Origin of the sequence: Streptomyces sp. HPF1205 (assembly GCF_020400825.1) — a bacterium.
GTDB lineage: Bacteria > Actinomycetota > Actinomycetes > Streptomycetales > Streptomycetaceae > Actinacidiphila.
Map to the genome: position 1 here is coordinate 172330 of NZ_JAINVH010000001.1, position 23350 is coordinate 195679.

General features: G+C 72.4%; 16 protein-coding genes and 1 tRNA gene. 6 read left to right on the forward strand and 11 right to left on the reverse strand.

Annotated elements, in window-relative coordinates:
* Positions 1-153 precede the first annotated feature (153 nt).
* The 3 genes from K7G61_RS00730 to K7G61_RS00740 all read right to left on the reverse strand — a co-directional run bounded on the left by K7G61_RS00730 (position 154) and on the right by K7G61_RS00740 (position 2435).
* Positions 154-229: transfer RNA gene (locus tag K7G61_RS00730), tRNA-His, on the reverse strand.
* 212 nt (positions 230-441) lie between these two features.
* On the reverse strand, positions 442-1044 hold the full coding sequence (orn, locus tag K7G61_RS00735) for an oligoribonuclease (RefSeq protein ID WP_225844497.1): 603 nt from the start codon (positions 1042-1044) through the stop codon (positions 442-444).
* Between the two features lie 5 nt (positions 1045-1049).
* A complete protein-coding gene (locus K7G61_RS00740; protein WP_225844498.1) occupies positions 1050-2435 on the reverse strand; it encodes a GlxA family transcriptional regulator in 1386 nt (461 codons plus the stop codon).
* Between the two features lie 712 nt (positions 2436-3147).
* Here K7G61_RS00740 and K7G61_RS00745 point away from each other — a divergent pair.
* A complete protein-coding gene (locus K7G61_RS00745; RefSeq protein WP_225844499.1) occupies positions 3148-3669 on the forward strand; it encodes a universal stress protein in 522 nt (173 codons plus the stop codon).
* A gap of 72 nt (positions 3670-3741) precedes the next feature.
* On the opposite strand, the gene glmS is transcribed toward K7G61_RS00745, so the two are convergent.
* Positions 3742-5556 (reverse strand): glutamine--fructose-6-phosphate transaminase (isomerizing), encoded by a 1815-nt coding sequence (gene glmS, locus K7G61_RS00750; RefSeq protein WP_225844500.1) that lies wholly within the window; start codon positions 5554-5556, stop codon positions 3742-3744.
* Between the two features lie 55 nt (positions 5557-5611).
* The gene (locus tag K7G61_RS00755; RefSeq protein ID WP_225844501.1) at positions 5612-5887 is read right to left on the reverse strand and encodes a hypothetical protein; all 276 of its coding nucleotides are present in this window, start codon (positions 5885-5887) and stop codon (positions 5612-5614) included.
* Between the two features lie 343 nt (positions 5888-6230).
* On the opposite strand from K7G61_RS00755, the gene K7G61_RS00760 reads away from it, so the two are divergent.
* Positions 6231-7964: a beta-N-acetylhexosaminidase gene (locus K7G61_RS00760; protein ID WP_225844813.1), complete on the forward strand. Its 1734-nt coding sequence runs from the start codon at positions 6231-6233 to the stop codon at positions 7962-7964.
* A 102-nt stretch (positions 7965-8066) separates the two neighbouring features.
* Here K7G61_RS00760 and K7G61_RS00765 read toward each other — a convergent pair whose 3' ends face one another.
* The 4 genes from K7G61_RS00765 to K7G61_RS00780 form a co-directional block, all read right to left on the reverse strand.
* Positions 8067-9233: an acyl-CoA dehydrogenase family protein gene (locus K7G61_RS00765; protein ID WP_225844502.1), complete on the reverse strand. Its 1167-nt coding sequence runs from the start codon at positions 9231-9233 to the stop codon at positions 8067-8069.
* 2 nt (positions 9234-9235) lie between these two features.
* A complete protein-coding gene (locus tag K7G61_RS00770) occupies positions 9236-10207 on the reverse strand; it encodes a hydroxymethylglutaryl-CoA lyase (RefSeq protein ID WP_225844815.1) in 972 nt (323 codons plus the stop codon).
* A 242-nt stretch (positions 10208-10449) separates the two neighbouring features.
* Complete coding sequence (locus K7G61_RS00775; RefSeq protein WP_225844817.1) at positions 10450-12495, reverse strand: biotin carboxylase N-terminal domain-containing protein; 2046 nt, start codon at positions 12493-12495, stop codon at positions 10450-10452.
* A 32-nt stretch (positions 12496-12527) separates the two neighbouring features.
* Positions 12528-14156 (reverse strand): carboxyl transferase domain-containing protein, encoded by a 1629-nt coding sequence (locus tag K7G61_RS00780; RefSeq protein ID WP_225844503.1) that lies wholly within the window; start codon positions 14154-14156, stop codon positions 12528-12530.
* A gap of 84 nt (positions 14157-14240) precedes the next feature.
* On the opposite strand from K7G61_RS00780, the gene K7G61_RS00785 reads away from it, so the two are divergent.
* Both K7G61_RS00785 and K7G61_RS00790 read left to right on the forward strand, forming a co-directional pair.
* Positions 14241-14873 carry a TetR/AcrR family transcriptional regulator gene (locus tag K7G61_RS00785; RefSeq protein ID WP_225844504.1) on the forward strand — a complete coding sequence of 211 codons (633 nt, stop codon included), beginning with the start codon at positions 14241-14243 and terminating at the stop codon, positions 14871-14873.
* Positions 14874-14914: 41 nt separating this feature from the next.
* Positions 14915-16072 carry an acyl-CoA dehydrogenase family protein gene (locus tag K7G61_RS00790; protein WP_225844505.1) on the forward strand — a complete coding sequence of 386 codons (1158 nt, stop codon included), beginning with the start codon at positions 14915-14917 and terminating at the stop codon, positions 16070-16072.
* A gap of 204 nt (positions 16073-16276) precedes the next feature.
* On the opposite strand, the gene K7G61_RS00795 is transcribed toward K7G61_RS00790, so the two are convergent.
* On the reverse strand, positions 16277-17080 hold the full coding sequence (locus K7G61_RS00795; RefSeq protein WP_225844506.1) for a phosphatase: 804 nt from the start codon (positions 17078-17080) through the stop codon (positions 16277-16279).
* 216 nt (positions 17081-17296) lie between these two features.
* On the opposite strand from K7G61_RS00795, the gene speB reads away from it, so the two are divergent.
* Together speB and K7G61_RS00805 are read left to right on the forward strand one after the other, a co-directional pair.
* Positions 17297-18253 (forward strand): agmatinase, encoded by a 957-nt coding sequence (gene speB / locus K7G61_RS00800; protein WP_225844507.1) that lies wholly within the window; start codon positions 17297-17299, stop codon positions 18251-18253.
* 69 nt (positions 18254-18322) lie between these two features.
* Complete coding sequence (locus tag K7G61_RS00805) at positions 18323-22351, forward strand: ABC transporter ATP-binding protein (RefSeq protein ID WP_374204015.1); 4029 nt, start codon at positions 18323-18325, stop codon at positions 22349-22351.
* Positions 22352-22413: 62 nt separating this feature from the next.
* On the opposite strand, the gene K7G61_RS00810 is transcribed toward K7G61_RS00805, so the two are convergent.
* Positions 22414-23316 (reverse strand): LysR family transcriptional regulator, encoded by a 903-nt coding sequence (locus K7G61_RS00810; protein WP_225844509.1) that lies wholly within the window; start codon positions 23314-23316, stop codon positions 22414-22416.
* Positions 23317-23350: the final 34 nt, after the last annotated feature.

Below are 23350 nucleotides of genomic sequence, written 5' to 3' on the forward strand. Positions count from 1 at the left end.
CCCGTCACCCGGACCGGCACCGGGGCCCGCCCCTCACGGAGAGTGCGGGGGGCGGGCCCGTGGTGCGTTTCCGCGTGGACACCCGCCCGCTCTTCCCGGGGCGCGGAGACGACGAAGGCCCGCCCTGCTTCCGCAGGCCGGGCCTTGATCCTTTGGGGTGAGTGACGGGACTCGAACCCGCGACATCCTGGACCACAACCAGGTGCTCTACCAGCTGAGCTACACCCACCATCAGCGACGCTTTCCCGCCCGCAGGGGCCGTGGTGGCGTCGCCTGGAAAAGTGTACAGGGTGGGGAGGGGTGGTCGCGCCCGGCTTTACGGGGCGGCGGCCGGGCGTCGGCGGAGAGCCGCCGGGGAGCGCACAGGGAGCCGCCGGGGAGCTGCCGGGGAGCTGCCGGGGAGCCGGCAGGACGGTCCGGGGCGGCGGCGGGACGGGCCGTTCAGCCGGCCGGCAGGACGTGCTTGGCGGCGATCGCGCGGGCGGTGTCGGTGTCCGGGCCGGGGGAGGGGACGAAGACCGCCTCGCGGTAGTAGCGCAGCTCCGCGATGGACTCGCGGATGTCGGCCAGGGCCCGGTGGTTGCCGTTCTTCTCCGGGCTGTTGTAGTACGCCCGCGGGTACCAGCGCCGGGCCAGCTCCTTGATCGAGGACACGTCCACGATCCGGTAGTGCAGGTGCTGCTCCAGTGTGGGCATGTCACGCGCGAGGAAGCCGCGGTCGGTGGAGACCGAGTTACCGCACAGCGGTGCCTTGCGCGGCTCCGACACGTGGGCGCGCACGTAGTCGAGCACCAGCTCCTCCGCCTCGGCCAGCGCCACCCCGCCGGCCAGCTCCTCCAGCAGCCCGGAGGCGGTGTGCATCTCCCTGACGATCTGCGGCATCGACTCCAGCGCCCCGGCGGGGGGGCGGATCACGATGTCCACCCCCTCACCGAGGACGTTCAGCTCGGAGTCGGTGACGAGGGCGGCCACCTCGATCAGCGCGTCGTGCGCCAGCGACAGCCCGGTCATCTCGCAGTCGATCCACACCATCCGGTCGTTCATGTGTCTCACCCTACGGGGCGGTCCCGTGGTCCGGGCAGAGCGGCGCCCAGACCGCGTCCGGCGCGCAGCCTGCCGCGCGGCGGCCCCTCCGTGCCGTCGCCCCGCTCGGGTCCGCGGTCCGGGCCCCGCTCGGCCCGGTCCGGCCGCAGGCCTTGCTCCGGCACCCGGGGTGCGGTGTGCGCGGTGTGCGTGGCGTATCCGTCCGGGTCCTGCTTCGCGGGCGCGGCCAGGACGGCCGACACCGGGCCCCGGCGCAGCGCGGGCAGCTCGGGGCCCGGAGCGGGCCGTTCCCGCTCCCGTTCCCGGTCACGGTCCTGTGGGTCGTCCTGCGGCCTGCGCGCCCGGTAGGCGGCCCGGTACGAGGCGGGCGAGGACCCCAGCTGCCGCCGGAAGTGCCCGCGCAGGGCGACCGGCGAGCGGAACCCGCACCGCCCCGCGACCTCGTCCACCGAGTAGTCCGAGGTCTCCAGCAGCCGCTGGGCCTGCAGCACCCGCTGGGTGATCAGCCACTGCAGCGGAGCGCTGCCGGTCAGCGACCGGAACCGCCGGTCGAAGGTCCGCCTGCTCATGTACGCGCGCGCGGCCAGCGCCTCCACGTCGAACTGCTCGTGGAGGTGCTCCAGCGCCCAGGCGACGACCTCGGCCAGCGGGTCGGAGCCGATCTCCTCGGGTAAAGAGCGGTCCAGGTGCCGCTGGCCCGGCGCCTGCCAGTCCGAGCGGCGGGGCGGGACCACCAGCCGCCGTGCGAGCGCCGCGGCGGCCTCCGCGCCGTGGTCGGTCCGCACCACGTGCAGGCACAGGTCGATGCCCGCGGCGGTGCCCGCCGAGGTCAGCACGTCCCCGTCGTCGACGAACAGCTCCCGCGGGTCCACGTGGACCGACGGGTAGCGCTTGGCGAGCGTGGGCGCGTACATCCAGTGGGTGGTGGCCGGCCGTCCGTCCAGCAGGCCGGCGGCGGCCAGTACGAAGGCGCCGGTGCACAGGCCGATGATGCGGGCGCCCTCCTCGTGGGCGCGGCGGATCGCGTCGAGCGCCTCGGGCGGCGGCGCCTGGGATATCGAACGCCAGGTGGGCACGACCACCGTGCCGGCCCTGGACAGCGCCTCCAGGCCGTAGGGGGCGCTCAGCTCCAGGCCGCCGGTGGTGCGCAGCGGTCCGTCCTCACCGGCGCACACCAGCAGCCGGTAGCGCGGCACGCCCGCGTCCTGCCGGTCGATGCCGAAGACGGACAGCGGTATGGAGCTCTCGAAGATCGGGCCACCACTGAAGAGCAGCACCGCGACCACTTCCGGTCGGCGTCGCGCGGAGAGTTTGCGGATGGCGCGAGGCGATGCCGATGGTGCTTGCGACGGAATGTCCGTCGCCGTTGCGGAACTGGACTCCTGGCTCATGGAGCTCAAGCCCCCCTCGAATCGACGCGTCGTCCTCTCGGTTCTGCACGTACTCCCCCGTGAGGCCACCATGATCAAATCTACTGTGTCAGGTGGGGCGTTCGTGACAAGTTCACCATCTGACGCTAAGTCGACAAGACAACGTGGCGTAAAGCATTCGATCACGAAGCGTTTCACTCTGCGGGCCCGCTGGGAAGTGCGCCTCCCGTCACTTGGGCCCCGGAAACCACCTTCCGCGTCACCGCGCATCGTAGAACCGCAGGTGGGGGACGTGTTAGCCGGCGCCCGGGCCAACGGCCGCCCGGCGCGCAGAAGTTGGCCGAAAATCGCCGTTCGGAACGCGCGTGCGCGCTAAAGGCGTTCAGTGGCCGCCGGCCGGGGCGCTGAGTGCCTGATCGACGGCGTGCGACCGGTGCGCCCCCGGTGTGCGCCCGTGCGCCGGGCCGTGCTCTGCGTTGGCGGGAAGACACGGGTTGGCGTGATGGCGTTGCGCTGACGGCCGCACTCCGGCATTCTCCAGGGAACTCGGGGTACGACAGCCTGTGAAGGCCCCGTCCGGTCTGTGCAGGCGGACTTAACGGCCGTACTCTGGAGGAGGTGGGACGGGAAGTGGCGAACCGGCCGAAACCGGCGGCGCTGCCGGCCCGCTCCGCCTCAACATTCGTGTCCGCTGCTCGGCGCTCCAGCGCCGCCCTCGCCGAGAATCCGCATCATGGCCGGTCATGAGTTTCCCGAGTCCGCCGACGGCAGGCCGCTCGCCGAATCGGCGGCCGTTCCCGAGCCGGCTCCCGCGTCGCGGCACGCCTGCGACCCGGCCTTCCGCCACGGTGTCGTGGTGGGCTTCGACGGCTCCGTCTCCAGCGAGCGGGCCCTGTCGTACGCCATCGGGATGGCCCGCAGGAACCACTCGTCGCTGATCATCGTGCACGTCGCCAACCGGCTGCCCGCCACCGTCTGGGCAGGCTGCGAGCCCCCCGTCTTCGTCGACGTGCCCGACCACCGCACCGAGGTACTGGGCCTGGAGCTGTCGTGCGCCGACCACCTCGCCGAGATCTCCTGGGTGCTGGTGGAGCGGGGCGGCGACATCTGCCACGAGCTGGAGGAAGTCGGCCGGGAGTACGAGGCGGACGCCATCGTCGTCGGCGGCACCCACGGCCTGGCGGGCCGCATCTTCGGCTCGGTGGCCGGCCGCCTGGCCCGCCGCGCCCAGCGCCCGGTGGTCGTCGTCCCATAGGCGAGCCGGCGGCAGCAAAAGGGGCCTCCACCGATCGGCGGAGACCCCCTCGTACGCGCGTACGAGCCGCGGCTACTCGACCGTGACCGACTTCGCCAGGTTCCGCGGCTTGTCGATGTCGCGGCCCAGCGCCAGGGCCGTGTGGTAGGCGAAGAGCTGCAGCGGGATGCCCATGAGGATCGGGTCGAGCTCGTCCTCGTTCTTCGGCACCACGATCGTGTGGTCCGCCTTCTCCTGCTCCTGGTGAGCGACGGCGAGGATCCGGCCGCTGCGCGCCTTGATCTCCTCCATCGCGGCCCGGTTCTTCTCCAGCAGGTCGTCGTCCGGCACGATCGCCACCGTCGGCATCGCCGGCTCGATCAGCGCGAGCGGCCCGTGCTTGAGCTCACTGGCCGGGTACGCCTCGGCGTGGATGTACGAGACCTCCTTGAGCTTCAGCGACGCCTCGCGGGCCACCGGGTAGCCACGCACCCGGCCGATGAACAGCATCGACTTCGCGTTCGCGAACTCCTGGGCCAGCTTCTTGATCTCCGCCTCGCCCTTGAGGATCTCGTCGATCTGGCCGGGCAGTCGCCGCAGCCCCTCGATGATGCGCCGGCCGTCGGCCACCGACAGGTCCCGGATCCGGCCCAGGTGCAGCGCCAGCAGCGCGAAGGCCACCACGGTGTTGGTGAAGCACTTGGTGGACACCACGCACACCTCGGGCCCGGCGTGCACGTACGTGCCGCCGTCCGCCTCGCGGGCGATCGCCGAGCCCACCACGTTGACCACGCCCAGCACCCGCGCACCCTTGCGCTTGAGCTCCTGCACGGCGGCGAGCACGTCGTAGGTCTCACCGGACTGCGACACCGCCACGTACAGCGTGTCGGGGTCCACCACCGGGTTGCGGTAGCGGAACTCCGAGGCCGGCTCGGCGTCCGCGGGGATACGGGCCAGCTCCTCGATGAGCTGCGCGCCGATCTGCCCCGCGTGATAGCTGGTGCCGCAGCCGAGGATCTTGATCCGCCGCACCCGCCGCGCCTCGCCGGCGTCCAGGTTGAGCCCGCCCAGGTGCACGGTGGCGAACCGGTCGTCGATGCGCCCGCGCAGCACCCGGTCCACGGCCTCGACCTGCTCGACGATCTCCTTGTGCATGTAGGTGTCGTGGCCGCCCATGTCGTACGACTCGGCCTCCCACTCCACCGTGGTCGGCGTGGCCGTCGTGCTGGAGCCCTCACGGGTGTACGTGCGGAAGTCGTCGGCCTTCAGCGTGGCCATCTCGCCGTCCGCGAGGGTGACCACCTGGCGGGTGTGGGCGACGAGCGCGGCCACGTCCGAGGCGACGAACATCTCCTTCTCGCCGATGCCCAGCACCACGGGCGAGCCGTTGCGGGCCACCACGATCCGGTCCGGGAAGTCCTGGTGCAGCACCGCGATGCCGTACGTGCCCTCGATCGCCCGCAGCGCCTCGCTGACCCGCTGCTCCAGCGTCTCGGCCTCGGAGCGGCCGATCAGGTGGGCGAGCACCTCGGTGTCGGTCTCGGAGACGAAGGTCACGCCGTCGGCGACGAGCTTGGCGCGCAGCTCGGAGGCGTTGTCGATGATGCCGTTGTGGACGACCGCCACGCGGCCCTCGCCGTCCAGGTGCGGGTGCGCGTTCTCGTCACTCGGGGCGCCGTGGGTGGCCCACCGGGTGTGCGCGATGCCGGTGGTGCCGGCGAAGCGCTTCGGGATGCGGGACTCCAGCTCGCGGACCCTGCCCTTGGCCTTGACGGTCCGCAGATCGCCGGACTTCCCGGTGATGACGACGCCCGCCGAGTCGTAGCCCCGGTACTCCAGCCGCTGCAGCCCCTCCAGCAGCAGGGGCGCCACGTCGCGCCTGCCGATGTATCCGACGATTCCGCACATGTGCCGTCCGTCCCTCTCGGTCGTTCACTTCTGTCAGATGTGCCCGGCGGCCGCTTCAGCCGTAGACGATGCGGCGGAGCTGGCGCAGCGAGAGCGTGGCCGGGGCCACGGCCCGGTGCGGCAGCTCCTCGCCGATCCGCTCGAAGATCTCCGCGTTGACCAGGCCCTTGCCCTGGAGCTCGCGGTGTCTGCGGCGGACGAACTCCTCGGTCGTCTCGTCGAAGTACGCCAGGACGTCCAGGACCACCCGGCCTGCCTCGCCGCGTCCGAGCGGCGTGGTACGCACCAAGTGGTCGATCAGGTCTTCGTAGGTCGTCCGGCGTTCGAGCACCCGTTGATACTGATGTGATCATCTTTGCTTTGCAAGAATTCTGCCCGATTTCGGGCAGGAGCTCCGCATATCCTCGGCTGAACGGGTGATTCGTGTCCAGCGCACGGGTGGGCTCGGCCCGGCCGCGGGTACGTACCTTGACCGGCCGGTAGGGCGGCGATGTCATCGGGGGATGAGACGACTGGACGCCCTGAGGCTGCCGCGGATGGGGCGGGGTGCGGTGGCGAGGGCCGGGCGGGGTGCGGTGGTGAGGGCCGGGCGGGGTGCGCCGGTGAGGGTGCCGCGGGGGGTGTCGGTGAGGGTGCCGCGGGGGGCGCGGACGCGGGTGCTGCTGTGCGCGGTGATGCTGGCCGCGGGTGCGTCGGCCGCGGGGGCGCGGGTGGCTGGGGCGTCGGTGGCGGGCGGCCCGGTGGCGGCGCGGGCTTCTGCCCAGGCCACGCGTACGGGCGGCTCGGGCGGCTCGGCCTCGGGAACGGGCGGCTCCGCCTCGGGAACGGGCGGCTCGGCGGTCCGGACCGTCTCCGGCCGGGTGATCCCCGTCCCGGCGGCCGTTCGGCCGGGCGGGGGTGCGTACCGGATCACGGCGGACAGCCACGTCGTCGTGGCGGGCGGTGACGCGCGGGCCCGGCGCGTCGCCGAATACGCGGCCGGGCTGCTGCGGCCCGCCACCGGCTACGCCCTGCCGGTCGAGACGGGCAGGGGAGCGGGTGCGGGCGCGGAAACCGGAACGGACGGAACGGCAACGGGCGCGGCAACGGCAACTGGCGCGGGACGGGGCGCGAGGAGAGCCCAAGGCATCGTGCTCACCCTGCTGACCGGCGACCGCCCGCTCGGCGACGAGGGCTACCGGCTGCGTACCGGCCCCCGGTCCGTCGTCATCGCCGCCCGTACCGCCGCCGGGCTCTTCCACGGCGTGCAGACCCTGCGCCAGCTCCTGCCGGCCGCGATCGAGAGCCGGACGGCCGTCGCGCACGCGGCCTGGATCGTGCCCGACGCCGACATCACCGACATGCCGCGGTACGCCTACCGCGGCATGATGCTCGACCTCGCCCGGCACTTCCTGACCGTGGCGCAGGTCGAGCGGTACATCGACGAGCTGGCCCGGTACAAGTTCGACGTCCTGCACCTGCATCTCACCGACGACCAGGGCTGGCGTATCGCCATCGCCTCCTGGCCCCGGCTGGCCTCCTACGGCGGCTCCATCGAGGTCGGCGGCGGCCCCGGCGGCTACTGGACGCAAGCCGACTACCGCGAGGTCGTCCGCTACGCCGCCGACCGCTTCCTGACCGTCGTCCCCGAGATCGACGGCCCCGGCCACACCAACGCGGCCCTGGCCTCGTACGCCGGCCTCAACTGCGACGGCGTCGCGCCCCCGCTCTACACCGGCACCAAGGTGGGCTTCAGCTCCCTGTGCGTAGGCCTGGAACGGACCTACGACTTCGAGTCCGACGTACTGCGCGAGGTGGCCGCCCTCACCCCCGGCCCGTACCTGCACATCGGCGGCGACGAGGCCCACGCCACGAGCCGGGCCGACTACGTGACCTTCGTCGACCGGGTCCAGCGGATCGCCGGATCGTACGGGAAGAAGGTCATCGGCTGGCACCAGATCGACGCGGCCCACCCCGTGCCCGGCGCCCTCGCCCAGTACTGGGGCACCGGCGGCGACCAGGCCCAGGTGGTGGCCGCCGCCCGGGCCGGGACCGGAGTGATCATGTCACCGGCGAACAAGGCGTACCTCGACATGAAGTACACCCCGGCCACCGTGCCGGGCCTGACCTGGGCCGGCACGGTGGAGGTGCGCGACTCCTACGACTGGGACCCGGCTACCTACCTGACCGGCATGCCCGCGGGCGCCGTCCACGGCGTCGAGGCGGCGCTGTGGACGGAGACGCTCGCCACGACCCCGCAACTGGAGTACATGACCTTCCCGCGGCTGCCCGGGATCGCCGAGATCGGCTGGTCCCCCGCGGCCACCCACGACTGGGCCGCCTACCGGGTGCGGCTCGCGGCCCAGGCCCCGCGCTGGACCGCCGCCGGCATCGACTACTACCGCTCGCCGCAGGTCGACTGGCCCTGAGCGGTCACCGGCGTCAGCCCGGCCGCGGGTCCTGGCGGGGGCGCGGGCCCTGGCAGCGCGCGGGTCCTGGCGGGGGCGCCGGTGCCGGGTGAGGCCCGCCCCTCAGGCCGTCACCCCCAACTCCCGTGCGATGAGCATCCGCTGGACCTCGCTCGTGCCCTCGCCGATCTCCAGGATCTTCGAGTCCCGCCACATCCGCGCCACCGGGTACTCGTTCATGAACCCGTAGCCGCCGTGGATCTGGGTGGCCTCCCGCGCGTTCGTCACCGCGATCTCCGACGAGTACAGCTTCGCCAGCGCCGCCTCCTTCTTGAACGGCTCACCCCGCACCAGCCGCGAGGCCGCGTCCCGCCAGGCCAGCCGTGCCGTGTGCGCCCGCATCTCCATGTCCGCCAGCTTGAACTGGATCGCCTGATTCGCCCCGATCGGCCGGCCGAAGGCCTCCCGGGTCCGCGCGTACTCCACCGACTGGTCCACGCAGCCCTGCGCCAGGCCGGTCGCCAACGCGGAGATCGCGATCCGCCCCTCGTCCAGGATCCGCAGGAACTGCGCGTACCCCCGGCCCTCCTCGCCCAGCAGGTTCGCGGCCGGCACCCGGCAGTCGGTGAAGGACAGCTCGCGGGTGTCCGAGGCGTTCCACCCGACCTTGCTGTACTTCTTCGACACGGTGAAGCCGGGCGTCCCGGCCGGCACGATGATCGACGAGATCAGCGGCCTTCCGTCGTCCTTCCGCCCGGTCACCGCCGTCACCGTGACCAGGCCGGTGATGTCGGTACCTGAATTGGTGATGAAGCACTTCGTGCCGTTGATGACCCACTCGCCGGTCGCCTCGTCCAACCGGGCCGTGGTCCGGGTGGCCCCGGCGTCGGAACCGCCCCCCGGCTCCGTCAGCCCGAACGCGCCCAGCATCTCCCCCGAGCACAGCTTCGGCAGCCAGGTCCGCTTCTGCTCCTCCGTACCGAACCTGAACACCGGCATCGCGCCCAGCGACACCCCCGCCTCCAGGGTGATCGCCACCGACGAGTCCACCCGGGCGAGCTCCTCCAGCGCCAGGCCCAGCGCGAAGTAGTCCCCGCCCATCCCGCCGTACTCCTCGGGGAACGGCAGCCCGAACAGCCCCATCCGCCCCATCTCCCGCACGATCTCGTACGGGAACTCCTCCTGCTCGTAGAACTCGCCGATCTTCGGGGCGACGACATCCTGCGCGAACCGGGCCACGGTCGCCCGCAGCTCCTCGTGCTCGTCGGACAGTCGGTGGTCGAATGCCATGGCTACTGCTCCTGGTGGGTCAGGGCGCGGACGGTACGGGACGGGCTCGGCCGTCCCAGGTGCTCCGCCATCCAGGCGCTTGTGGCGCTGAGGCGGACGATGTCGACCCCGGTGTGGATGCCCAGCCCGTTCAGCATCCAGACGAGGTCTTCTGTGGCGAGGTTGCCGGTGGCGCTCTTGGCGTACGGGCACCCGCCGAGCCCGCCCGCCGAGGCGTCCACCACGGTGACGCCGAGCCGCAGCGCGGCCAGTGTGTTGGACAGCGCCTGGCCGTAGGTGTCGTGGAAGTGGACCGCGATCCGCTCCACCGGGACGGCGCCGCCCTCCCCGGCGGTCCCGCCACCGGTCGAACCACCGGTCAACTCCGCGAGGAGCGCCGCCACATGGCCGGGTGTGGCCACACCGATGGTGTCGCCCAGGCTCAGCTCGTCGCAGCCCAGTTCGTACAGCCTGCGGGCCACCGCCGCCGCTTGGCCGACCGGGACCGGGCCCTCCCACGGGTCGCCGAAGCACATCGACAGATAGCCCCGCACTCGCGCACCTGCCGCCTTCGCCCGGGACACCACCGGCTCGAACATCGCCAGCGACTCGTCGACCGTACGGTTCAGGTTCGCCCGGGCGAAGGACTCGGTGGCGCTGCCGAACACCGCGATCTCCCGCACGCCCATCTCCAGCGCGCGGTCGAGGCCGCGTTCATTGGGCACCAGCACCGGCAGCCGCACTTGCGGGTCCCGCCGCCCGGCGAGGTCGGCCAGCAGCGGCATCAGCTCCCCGGCGTCCGCCAACTGCGGGACCCACTTGGGGTGCACGAAACTGGTCGCCTCGATCGTGGTCAGTCCGGCGTCGGCCAACCGGTGCACGAACTCGGCCTTCACCTCGGTCGGCACGGTCGCCTTCTCGTTCTGCAGCCCGTCGCGCGCCCCTACCTCGTGGATCCGCACCCGCTCCGGCAGCCCGTCCATGGGCACGGTCATCGGCAGCCCCGACTCGACCGGCCCGCCCCCCTCCCGCGCCCCGGCCCCCTGCGCTCCGCCCCCTTGAGGCCCACCGGCCCCGGCCCCGCCGGTGCGGCTGCCGCCGGCCCCTGCCTCGCCGGTGCGGGTGCCGCTGACCCCGGCCTCGCCGGTGCCGGTGCCGCCGGCTTGCGGTCGGCCGGACCGGGCCGCGTCGGCCCCGGCTCGCCCGACCGCGGCCCGGGCCGCCTTCGCTGCCTCGGTCATGCTCCCTCCCCGACCGGCTCGACGGGATTCCCGGCGCCGACCCCGGATCCGTCGTCGTGCGGCCCGGCCTCGGCTGCCAGAGGCGTCACCACCGCCAGCACCTGGTCCATCGCCACCGCCGCCCCCACGGTGACGTCGATCTCCGAGACCGTCCCGTCGTGCGGGGCGGTGATCACGTGCTCCATCTTCATCGCCTCCACTACCAGCAGGCTCTGACCGGCCACGACCTCGTCACCCTTGGCGACCTTCAGCACCGTGACCGTGCCCGGCATCGGCGCCGTCAGGGCGCCGCCCCCCGCACCGGCCGCCGCACCGCGCAGAGCCGCCGCCACCGGGTCGTACGGCCGCACCCACCAGACGTCGCCGTCCCGGCCCAGCCACTCACCGGCGTGGTGGAAGGCGGTGACCGTGCCCTCGCGGTGCAGCAGCACCCGCTCCCCGTCCACGGACACCCGGGCCGCCACGGGCGGCGCGTCCCCGATCCGCACCTGACCGTCCCGAACCCGCACCGTCACCGGGTCGTGCCCCGGCACCCGCAGGTGGTGCACCGTCCAGGCGGGCTCGCCGCCCAGGCGCCAGCCGCTGGGCACCGAGAACGGGTCGGTCCAGCCGTCCCGCGCGGGCCCGGCGGCCAGCGACTCCTGCCGCAGCAGCGCCGCCGCCTCGTACACCTCGTCGGGCACACCGGCCTCCAGCAGCCCCGCCGCGTCCCGGTCGATGAGCCCGGTGTCCAGCTCGCCCGCCGCCACCGCGGGGTGGGCGAGCAGACGGCGCAGGAACCCGGTGTTGGTGTCCACGCCCAGCACCACGGTCCCGGCGAGAGCGGCCCGCAGCCGGCGCAGTGCGGTCGCCCGGTCCGGCCCGTGCGCGATCACCTTGGCCAGCATCGGGTCGTAGGCGGTACCCACTTCGGTGCCCGGCGCCAGCCCCGAGTCCACGCGCACTCCGGGGCCGGACGGCTCCACCAGCCGCAGCACGGTGCCCGCCGACGGCAGGAAGTCCACCCGGCCTTCAGCGGCCCTGGCCGTCTCCGCGCAGATCCGGGCCTCGACCGCGTGGCCGGTGAGCGTGACGTCCTGCTGGCCGAAGTCGAGCCGCTCCCCGCACGCCACCCGCAACTGCCATGCCACCAGGTCGATCCCCGTCACCAGTTCGGTGACCGGGTGCTCCACCTGGAGCCGGGTGTTCATCTCCATGAAGCAGTACGCGCCCGGGTCCGCCCCCGGCACGATGAACTCCACCGTGCCCGCCCCGGTGTAGCCGCAGGAGCGGGCCGCACGCACCGCGGCCTCGCCCATCGCCTCCCGGGTCGCGGGGTCCAGCAGAACCGAGGGCGCCTCCTCGATCACCTTCTGGTGGCGCCGCTGCAGCGAGCACTCCCGCTCTCCCAGGTGGACCACATTGCCGTGCCCGTCGGCCAGCACCTGGATCTCGATGTGCCGTGGCCGTTCGATCCACCGCTCCACCAGCAGGGTGTCGTCCCCGAACGATCCGCGGGCCTCCCGGCGCGCCGCCGCGATCTCCTCGGCCAGCATCGCCTCGTCCCTCACCAGCCGCATGCCCTTGCCGCCGCCACCCGCCGAGGGCTTGAGCAGCACCGGCAGCCCGATCGCGCGCGCCGCTTCGGCGAGTTCGGCGTCGGACAGGCCGCTGCCGCTGCTGCCGGGCACCACCGGCACTCCCGCGGCCCGAACCGTCTCCTTGGCCCGGATCTTGTCGCCCATCAGCTCGATCGCCTCGGCGGGCGGTCCGATGAAGACCAGCCCCGCCTGGGCGCAGGCCCTGGCGAAGCCCGCGTTCTCCGCCAGGAAGCCGTAGCCGGGGTGCACCGCCTGGGCTCCGGCGGCGCCGGCGGCCCGCACCAGTTCGCCGGCCGAGAGGTAACTGTCCACCCGCACCGCGGTGTCCGCCTCCGCGACGTGCCGGGCACCCGCGTCCGCCGCGGTGAACACGGCCGCCGAACGCACCCCGAGCTCCCGCAGGGTGCGCAGGACCCGCACCGCGATCTCGCCGCGGTTGGCCACCAGAACGGTGTCGAACATGCTGCTCCGCCTCGTCGTGGTCGTCATGGCCCTCACATCCGGAAGACGCCGTAGCCCGGCGCGGTCGGATCGGCGGCGGGCAGTGGGGCGTTGGCGCACGCCGTCAGGGCCAGGCCCAGCACGGTGCGGGTCTCCAGCGGGTCGATCACTCCGTCGTCCCACAACCTGGCGGTGGCGTAGTAGGCGTTGCCCTGCGTCTCGTACTGCTCCCTGACCGGGGCCTTGAACGCCTCCTCTTCCTCCTCGCTCCACTTCTGTCCGGCGGCGGCCAGTTGGTCGCGCTTGACGGTGGCCAGCACGGAGGCGGCCTGCTCGCCGCCCATTACCGAGATCTTGGCGTTGGGCCACATCCACAGGAACCGGGGGCTGTAGGCCCGGCCGCACATCGAGTAGTTGCCGGCACCGTAGGAACCGCCGATTACCACCGTCAGCTTGGGCACCCGCGCGCACGCCACCGCCGTCACCATCTTCGCCCCGTGCTTGGCGATGCCGCCCGCCTCGTACTGCCGGCCCACCATGAAGCCGGAGATGTTCTGCAGGAACACCAGCGGGATGCCGCGCTGGTCGCACAGCTCGATGAAGTGCGCGCCCTTGAGGGCCGACTCGGCGAACAGGATGCCGTTGTTCGCGACGATGCCCACCTGGTGCCCCTGGACGTGGGCGAATCCCGTGACCAGCGTCGTGCCGTACTCCGCCTTGAACTCCGCGAAGCGGCTGCCGTCCACCAGCCGGGCGATCACCTCGCGCACGTCGTAGGGGGTGCGGGAGTCCACCGGCACCACCCCGTAGAGCTCCGCGGGATCCACCGCGGGCGGTTCGGCCGGCCGCACCTGCCACGGCGGGGCGCCCTTGGCCGGCAGGGTGGCCACGATGTCGCGGACGATGCTGAGGGCGTGCGCGTCGTCCTCGGCCAGGTGGTCGGTGACGCCCGAGGTCCGGGCGTGCACCTCGCCGCCGCCCAGCTCCTCCGCCGTCACGACCTCCCCGGTGGCGGCCTTCACCAGGGGTGGCCCGCCGAGGAAGATCGTCCCCTGGCCGCGCACGATCACCGCTTCATCGCTCATCGCGGGGACGTAGGCACCGCCCGCCGTGCAGGAACCCATGACCGCGGCGATCTGCGGGATGCCGCGGGCTGACATGGTGGCCTGGTTGTAGAAGATCCGCCCGAAGTGGTCGCGGTCGGGAAACACCTCGTCCTGCCGGGGGAGGAAGGCGCCGCCGGAGTCCACCAGATAGACGCACGGCAGTCGGTTGTCGAGCGCGACCTCCTGGGCGCGCAGATGCTTCTTCACCGTGATCGGGTAATAGGTGCCGCCCTTGACCGTGGCGTCGTTCGCCACCACGACCACCTCGTGCCCGGAGACCCGTCCGATACCGGCGATCACGCCCGCTGCCGGGGCCTGCCCGTCGTACATTCCGTCGGCGGCCAGTGGCGCCAGTTCGAGAAAGGGCGAGCCGGGGTCCAGCAGCCCGTCGACCCGGTCCCGGGGCAGCAGTTTGCCCCGGGCGGTGTGCCGCGCGCGGGCCCTCTCGCCGCCGCCGAGCCGGGCGGCGGCGAGCTTGTCGCGCAGCGCGGCGCTGAGCGCGGTGTGCGCCTGGACGTTGGCGCGGTACGCCTCCGACGCCGGATCTGCGGCGCTGGACAGGGCGGGTGCTGCCATGGTTCGGCCCCCCGGATGTTAGCGGTCGTTAACGTGATGACTCCACGTTAACGCCCGCTAACCGGATTGTCTAGACTCGATCCCATGAACCCGACGAAGCCTGTGGAAAACCGGCGCGAGCAGATCCTCAGGGAGGCGGCACGGCTCTTCGCCGAGCGCGGATTCCACGGGGTCGGCGTGGACGAGATAGGGGCCGCGGTCGGCATCAGCGGTCCCGGCCTCTACCGGCACTTCCCGGGCAAGGACGCCATGCTCGCCGAGCTGCTCGTCGGGATCAGCGACCGGCTGCTGGCCGCGGGCCGTATGCGGGTGGCTGAGACCCCCGACCCGCTGCGCGCGCTGGACGCCCTCATCAGGGGGCACATCGACTTCGCCATCGACGACCGTCCCCTCATCACGCTGCACGACCGCGAGCTGGACCGGCTGCGCGAGTCCGACCGCAAACTTGTCCGCCAGCTTCAGCGGCAGTACGTGGAGGAGTGGGTCGGTGTGGTCCGCCGGGTCTATCCCGGCGCCACGGAGCTGGAGGTGCGCGCCGCCGTCCACGCGGTGTTCGGCCTGCTCAACTCGACCCCCCATCTCGGTGGGCAGGGCGCGGAACCCGACCGGGCGGCCATGGCGGCCCTGCTGCACCGCCTGGCGCTGAGCGCTCTGGAGGCTCTGGAGGGCGGCCCGGCGGGTCTGCGGCCCTGGACAGCCGACCGGACCGGCGGGTAACTTACTGAGCGCTTGCTTAACCGGTCGAGGGGAGGCGCGCCATGCGTCGTACGGTGTTCAACGAGGACCACGAGGCGTTCCGCGAGACGATACGTGCCTTCATCGAGGCCGAGGTCGTGCCCGTGTACGACGAATGGCTGACCGCCGGCCAGGCGCCGCGCGACTTCTACTTCAAGCTCGGCGAGCTGGGCGTCTTCGGTATCGAAGTGCCCGAGGAGTACGGCGGCGCGGGGGAGAACAGCTTCAAGTTCCAGGCCGTCATCAGCGAGGAGTGCGCCCGGGCCGGCGTGAGCTTCGGCGGCAGCGGCGTCCACGTGGGCCTGTGCCTGCCGTACCTGATGGCGTATGCCACGGACGAGCAGAAGAAGCGGTGGCTGCCCGGCTTCGTCAGCGGCGAGATCATGTTCGCCATCGCCATGACCGAGCCAGGAACGGGCTCCGACCTGGCCGGCATGAAGACCACCGCCAGGCTCGCGGCCGACGGCAGTCACTACGTCCTCAACGGCGCGAAGACCTTCATCACCGGCGGCGTCCACGCCGACCGCGTCATCGTCTGCGCCCGCACCGCGCCGCCCTCCCCCGAGGACCGCAGGGCCGGCATATCCCTGTTCGTGGTCGACACCAAGGCCGCGGGCTACGCGGTCGGCCGCAAACTCGACAAGCTCGGCCTGAAGGCGTCCGACACCGCGGAACTGTCCTTCACCGACGTCAAGGTGCCCGTCGAGGACCTGCTCGGCGAGGAGGGGAAGGGCTTCTCGTACCTCGGCCAGAACCTTCCCCAGGAGCGCCTCGCCATCGCGGTCGGCGCCTACTCCCAGGCCGCGGCCGCCGTCCGTTTCGCCCGGACGTACGTCAAGGAGCGCACCGTCTTCGGGCAGAGCGTCGCCTCGTTCCAGAACACCAAGTTCGAGCTCGCCGCGTGCAAGGCCGAGGTCGACGCCGCCGAGGCAGTCGTCGACCGCGCCCTGGACGCTCACGACAAGGGTGAGCTGACCGCCGCCGACGCCGCTTCCGCCAAGCTCTTCTGCACCGAGGTCGCCTCGCGCGTCATCGACCGCTGCCTCCAGCTCCACGGCGGCTACGGGTACATGAACGAGTACCCGATCGCCCGCCTGTACGCCGACAACCGTGTCAACCGCATATACGGCGGCACCAGCGAGGTCATGAAGACGATCATCGCCAAGTCGATGGGCCTGTGAAGGATCCCGCGTCCGAGCCGGCCCGCGCGTCCGGGAGCGGCGCGCGGGCCGTCGGCGGCACCGCCTGCGAGCCCCGTTCCCAGGCCTGGTTCCGCACCCGGGGCAAGCCCGCCGACGACCCTCTGCTCGCGTCCCGTGCTCCTGACGCGGCGGGCTCGGCTCCCCGCCTTCGTCACTGATCGTGACGACCGCGCCGGAACGGCATCAGCTCTGTGCGTCCAGCCCGGCCGCCGCCAGCAGGTAGGCGGTCATCGGCGCGTACAGGTGCGGCGCCACATTGTCGTCGAGCGGGACGGTGACCAGGAGACTGCCCTCGGCTTCGCCCACGAAGAGCGCCGGGTCGTTGCTGTCGGCGAACCCCACGGTGTCGATGCCGCGCCCGCCGGCGCATCCCGCCCAGCCGTGGTCGGCGATCACCAGGTCGGGCTGCGGCTCGCCCTCGCGCTCCAAAGCGACGAGGATCTCACGCATGGGGTCGGGGGAGTGCGTGTGCACCAGGCCCGCGCCCCTGTGCAGCATGAAGACCCCCGCCAGGTGGCGGATCTCGCCGCCGTCCGCGTACAGGTTCTCCCTCGGCTCGACCAGGGTGCAGCCGGCGGCTCTCAAGGCGGCGGCCAGCGCGTGGTGCACCGCGAACAGACCGGCGGGGTGACCGGTGGCGAGCAGCACCCTTGAGGTGTTCTCCGCGGCCTTGTGCAGCACGGCGGCCATGCGGTCCAGCGCGTCGACCGTCAGTTCGGGGTCGATGGTGTCCTGGCCCCGCCGGTGCGCCGGGTCGGCGACGACACCGCAGCGCTCGGCCATCAGCTCCAGCACGTCCGCCGGGTCCCGCCAGCGGTCGCCCAGTTCCAACCCGAGCCAGAAGTACCGGTTCCCCTCGGCGAGCTCGCGATAGTGGTCGAGGTTGTTCTCCCGGGAGGTGGCGACGTCCCCCGCTATACGGGTACGTACCAGGTGAGCGGCGAGGGACTGGCGCGAGGGCGCGGCGGGCGCGGGATCCATGGGCATGCCGACATTGTCCCGCCCCGCCGCACGGGCGTGCGACGCCCGCCGCATCGACGCCAAGGCGTAATCGACGCCAGGGATTGGAGGAAAAGTACATTTCGGCGCGTTCGGGAGAGCCCGTATGGTCGGCGTCCTGGGCGCACGCGACACGCCCTCGCGCGCCCACCCCGTACGCCCGCCCCCGTACTCCTACCGGAGTCCACGCAGGAAAGAGGCAGCATGAGCAGCGAACCACGCGGCCCCGTCGACTCCTCGCGCATACCGCGCTACGCAGGACCCGCGACCTTCGCCCGCCTGCCGAGGCTGGACGAGGTGGGCACCACGGACGTCGCCGTGGTGGGGGTGCCGTTCGACTCCGGCGTCTCCTTCCGCCCCGGCGCCCGCTTCGGCGGCAACGCTGTCCGCGAGGCGTCCCGGCTCCTGCGCCCGTACAACCCCGCCCAGGACGCCGCGCCCTTCGCCCTCGCCCAGGTCGCGGACGCGGGGGACATCGCCGTCAACCCCTTCGACATCGACGAGGCGGTCGAGACCGTCCAGGCCGCCGCCGGCGAACTGCTCGACACCGGCGCACGACTGGTGACCCTGGGCGGCGACCACACCATCGCGCTGCCTCTGCTGCGTGCCGTCGCCCGCAGGCACGGCCCGGTCGCGCTGCTGCACTTCGACGCGCATCTGGACACCTGGGACACCTATTTCGGCGCCGCGTACACGCACGGCACACCGTTCCGCCGGGCCGTCGAGGAGGGCCTGCTGGACACCTCCGCCCTCTCGCACGTCGGCACCCGCGGCCCGCTGTACGGCAAGAAGGACCTCGACGACGACGCGAAGATGGGTTTCGGCATCGTGACCTCGGCCGACGTCATGCGACGCGGGGTCGACGAGGTCACCCAGCAGCTGCGGGAGCGGATCGGCGACCGGCCGCTCTACATCTCGATCGACATCGACGTGCTCGACCCCGCCCACGCCCCGGGCACCGGCACGCCGGAAGCCGGCGGCCTCACCTCGCGTGAACTGCTGGAGATCCTGCGCGGCCTGGCCGACCGCAGGCTGGTCTCGGCCGACGTGGTGGAGGTCGCTCCGGCCTACGACCACGCCGAGATCACCTCGATCGCGGCCTCGCACACCGCCTACGAACTGACGACGATCATGAGCCGGCAGATCGCGGCCGGGCGCTGAACCGGGTAGTTCACCCGAAAAGACTACGACCAAGGTCGCACTCATGTGCGACCTTGGTCGTTGGATGTGATGAGGGAGGATGAAAGGCACGGCCCGGGGTGTTGTCGCCACGGAGCGGATGGCGGCAGTGCCGCGGGACCGGGCGACGACGGGAGGGAGGACCGCGTGACGACGGCGAGGCCGGAAGCAGCGGTGAAGAACGGTCCGGAGCCGGGGTGGCTCCGGCGGCTGACCGCGTACTGCTGGCGGTACAAGCGCAGCGTGCTGCTCGCGCTCGGGGCGTCGCTCGCCGGGATGGCGGTCACCGCCCTGATCCCTCTGGTGCCGAAGCTGATCATCGACGACGTCATCGTCAAGCACGACAAACCGCTCGCCCCGTGGGCCGCCGCGCTGATCGGCGCGGCCGTGGTGGTCTACGCCCTGACCTACATGCGCAGATACTACGGCGGGCGGCTCGCCCTCGACGTCCAGCACGACCTGCGCACCGACATGTTCGGCACGATCATGCGGCTCGACGGCCGCCGTCAGGACGAGCTGAGCACCGGCCAGGTCGTCGGTCGTGCGACGAGTGACCTGCAACTGATCCAGGGGCTGCTGTTCATGCTGCCCGTCGTGCTGGGCAACCTGCTGCTGTTCCTGCTCTCGCTCGTCGTCATGCTGCTGCTCTCGCCGCTGCTGACGCTGGTCGCCCTGGCCGTCGCGCCGGCCCTGTGGTTCATCGCGGACCGCTCGCGCAAGCGCCTGTTCCCCGCGACCTGGTACGCGCAGGGACAGGCCGCGGCCGTTGCCGGAATCGTCGACGGGTCCGTGACCGGCGTGCGGGTGGTCAAGGGCTTCGGCCAGGAGCAGCAGGAAATGGACAAGCTGGAGGCCGTCAGCCGCAGGCTCTTCGCCGGCCGGCTGCGCGGTATCCGGCTGTCCGCCCGCTACGGCCCGGCTCTCCAGGCGGTCCCCTCGCTCGGCCAGGTCGGCATGCTCGCCCTGGGCGGCTGGATGGCCACCCGCGGCGAGATCACCCTGGGCACGTTCGTCGCCTTCTCGACCTACTTGGCGCAGCTCACCGGCCCGGTCCGGATGCTCACCATGATCCTCACCGTCGGCCAGCAGGCCCGGGCGGGCGTCGAGCGCGTTCTCGAACTCATCGACACCCGGCCCGCCCTGGAGGAGGGCACGCAAGCGCTGTCCCCGGACGCCCCCGCCACCGTCGAGTTCGACCAGGTCACCTTCGGCTACAGCGCGGACCGGCCGGTCCTGGACGGCTTCGGCCTGCGCGTCGCCCCTGGGGAGACCGTCGCGCTGGTCGGTTCCTCGGGCTCGGGGAAGTCCACCGTCTCGCTGCTCCTGCCGCGGTTCTACGACGTGACCGGCGGCGCGGTGCGGATCGGCGGCACCGACGTGCGGGACCTGACCTTCGAGTCGCTGCGCTCGGCGATCGGCATGGTGCCCGAGGACAGCTTCCTGTTCTCCGACACCGTGCGGGCCAACATCGCCTTCGGCAAGCCGGACGCCACCGACGACGAGATCCGAGCCGCGACTCGCGCCGCCCAGGCCCACGACTTCATCATGGCGCTGCCCGACGGTTACGACACGGTGGTCGGTGAACAGGGCCTCACTCTCTCCGGCGGCCAGCGGCAGCGCGTCGCCCTGGCCCGCGCCATCCTCACCGACCCCAGGCTGCTGCTGCTCGACGACGCCACCTCGGCGGTCGACGCCAGGGTCGAGGCGGAGATCTTCGACGCCCTGCGCGAGGTCATGCGAGGCCGCACCACCCTGCTCATCGCACACCGCCGTTCCACGCTCGAACTCGCCGATCGGATCGCGGTCCTTGACGCCGGGCGGCTGTCCGACATCGGGACGCACGAGGAACTCGAAGAGCGCAGCCCGCTGTACCGTGCCCTGCTGACCGACCCGGACGCGCTCGGCGCGGACGTGGTCGAGCCGGACCCGGCCGGCGCAGTGGCCGCGCTGACCGGGGCAGGAGCGGGCGCGGGCAGCGTCAGCGCCGAGGCGGAGCAGGTCCTGGCATCGGAGGACGGGACCGGCGGCGGGACAAAGGGGGCGGCCGGTCGGGCGCAGGGCACCGGCCGGAGCCCGGACGATCGCGGCCAGGTCACCCCTGAGCTGTGGCCGCAGGACCGCCGGGCGCAGGACGGAGACGTGCCGGGCGTGGGCGGGGCCGCGGCCGGGGCCGGCGCCTCCGGCGTTCCCGGCGGAGCCGGCGGGCAGGGCCGCGGAGGCATGGCGGGTGCGCTGGCCGGAATGCCCGCCACCCCGGAACTGCTGGCCAAGGTCGCGGCACTGCCACCCGCCCTGGACACCCCTGACGTGGACGAGAACCGGGCACGGGCCGCCGAGCCCGATTTCGGCCTCGGCCGGATGCTGCGGGGCTTCCGGGGTCCTTTGCTGGTCAGTCTCGTGCTGGTGGCGATCGACGCCGTCGCCGGACTGCTGCTCCCGGTGCTGATCAGGCACGGCATCGACGCCGGTGTCCGCCGTGAGGCGCTCGGGGCGGTCTGGGCGTCGTCGCTGCTGGGCCTGGCGCTGGTCCTCGCGCAGTGGGCCGCCGAATGGGGATCGACGCTGATCACCGGCCGCACGGGGGAGCGCGTCCTCTACAGCCTGCGGGTGAAGATCTTCGCCCACCTGCACCGGCTGGGGCTGGACTACTACGAGCGCGAACTGACCGGCCGCATCATGACGCGGATGACCACGGACGTCGACGCCCTGTCGACGTTCCTGCAGACCGGCCTGGTCACCGCACTGGTCAGTGTGCTCACCTTCGGCGGCATCCTGGTGGCGCTTCTGGCCATCGACGTCGAACTGGCTCTGCTCGTCTTCGCCTCGCTGCCGATCCTCGTCGCCGCCACTTGGGTGTTCCGCCGCAAATCCGTGAAGGCCTACGTGCTGGCCCGGGAGCGGGTCGCGGTCGTGAACGCCGACCTGCAGGAGCACGTCGCCGGTTTGCGCATCGTCCAGGCGTTCGGAGCCGAGCGGCGCGGCGCGGAGCGTTTCCGCCGGCGCAGCGAGGAGTACCGCGACGCCAGGCTGCGCGGACAATTCCTGATCTCGGTCTACTTCCCCTTCGTCCAGTTCCTGTCCAGCGTCGCCGCGGCCCTGGTCCTCATCGTGGGCGCCCACCGGGTGAGCGCCGGAACGCTCACGGCCGGTGCCCTGGTGGCGTACCTGCTCTACATCGACCTGTTCTTCTCACCCGTGCAGCAGCTCTCCCAGGTCTTCGACGGCTACCAGCAGGCCTCGGTCTCCCTGGGCCGCATCCGGGAACTGCTGCGTGAGCCGACCGCCACGCCGGCGCCCGAGCGGCCGCGCCCGGTCGCCGGGTTGCGAGGCGAGATAACCTTCCGCGACGTGCGCTTCCGTTACGGCGGCGCGGAGGGTGAGGGCGCCGAGGCGCTGGCGGGCGTGACCCTGCGCATACCCGCGGGACAGACGGTCGCCTTCGTCGGCGAGACTGGTGCCGGCAAGTCCACGCTGGTGAAGATGGTCGCGCGCTTCTACGACCCCACGGCGGGCGCGGTGCTCGTGGACGGCACGGACATCCGCGAACTCGACCTTTCGGGCTACCGCCGGCGCCTTGGCGTCGTGCCGCAGGAGCCGTACCTGTTCGCGGGCACTGTCCGGGACGCCATCGCCTACGGACGCATGGACGCGACGGACGCCGAGGTCGAGGCGGCTGCCCGGGCGGTCGGCGCGCACGCGATGATCGCCACGCTGGACGGCGGCTACCTGCACCAGGTCGCCGAGCGGGGCCGTAACCTGTCCGCGGGGCAGCGCCAGTTGATAGCCCTCGCGCGCGCCCAACTCGTCGACCCGGCGATCCTGCTGCTGGACGAGGCCACCGCCGCGCTGGACCTGGCGACCGAGGCCATGGTCAACCAGGCAGCGGATCGCCTGGCCGTGCGGCGTACCACCCTGGTCGTCGCCCACCGGCTGAGTACCGCCGCCCGGGCCGACCGGGTCGTGCTGCTCGACCGCGGCCGCGTGGTCGAGGACGGCACGCACGAGGAGTTGCTGGCCCGTGACGGACGGTACGCCGAGCTGTGGCGCACCTTCAGCGGCGAACTGCGGGCAGCCGCCTGACGGCCGACGTCCGCATGTCCTCCCGTGTCCCGGCCAGGCCCTGAGCGGCCGGCCGGGAACCGTCAGGCGTCAGTCGTCCAGTGCGCCCGCAGCGTGTCGACCGCCGCCGCGATCGACGGCCTGCGGGAGGCTCCGGCCCGCCACAGGGCATACAGTCGCCGCACTGGCGCCGGCTCCAGGCGCAGCACCGCGACGCCCTCCGGCACAGGGCCCCGCCCGAGCCGCGGCACGAGCGCGATTCCCAGACCGGCTGCCACCAGCGCCACCTGCGTTCGGTACTCGCCCACTTGGTAGGCCATGTCCGGCTCGGTGCCCGCTTCCCGCAGCGTGCGCACCAGCCACTCGTGGCACACGGACCCGGGCGGCTGGCAGATCCACCGCTCCCGTACGAGATCGCCGCGTACGAGCGACCGCCGGCCGGCGAGCGGATGCCCGGCAGGTACCAGCACGTCGCACCGGTCGTCGCCGATGACCGCGCGCTCCAGTCCCTCGGGTGTCGGCAACGGCGCGATGTCCCAGTCGTGCGCGACCGCCAGGTCGACCACGCCCCGCGCCACGAGATCCACCGACAGATGCGCGTCGACCTCGGTGAGGCGCAGGTCGAGCAGCGGATGGGCCGCTGCCATTTCGGCGAGCACGGGCGGCAGGAGCCCGCAAGCAGCAGTGGGGAAGGCGGCCACCGTCAATCGTCCGGTCGGCCGGCCCCGCTGCTCCTCCAGGGCGACCTCGGCCGCCTCGACCAGCGACATCACCTCTTGCGCCGTCGACACCAGCAACTGGGCCGCGTCCGTCAGCGCGACCCCGCGCCCCTGGCGTTCCAGCAGCACGGTCCTCGTCTCCCGCTCCAGCTTGGAGATCTGTTGTGAGACCGCGGAGGGCGTGTACCCGAGAGCCGTCGCCGCCGCACCCACCGACCCGTGTATGTGAACCGCGTGCAACGCCCTCAGCCGCGCGAGATCGAGCATGCCTCCGTCTCCGTTCCTCACTTCCCCGTACGCG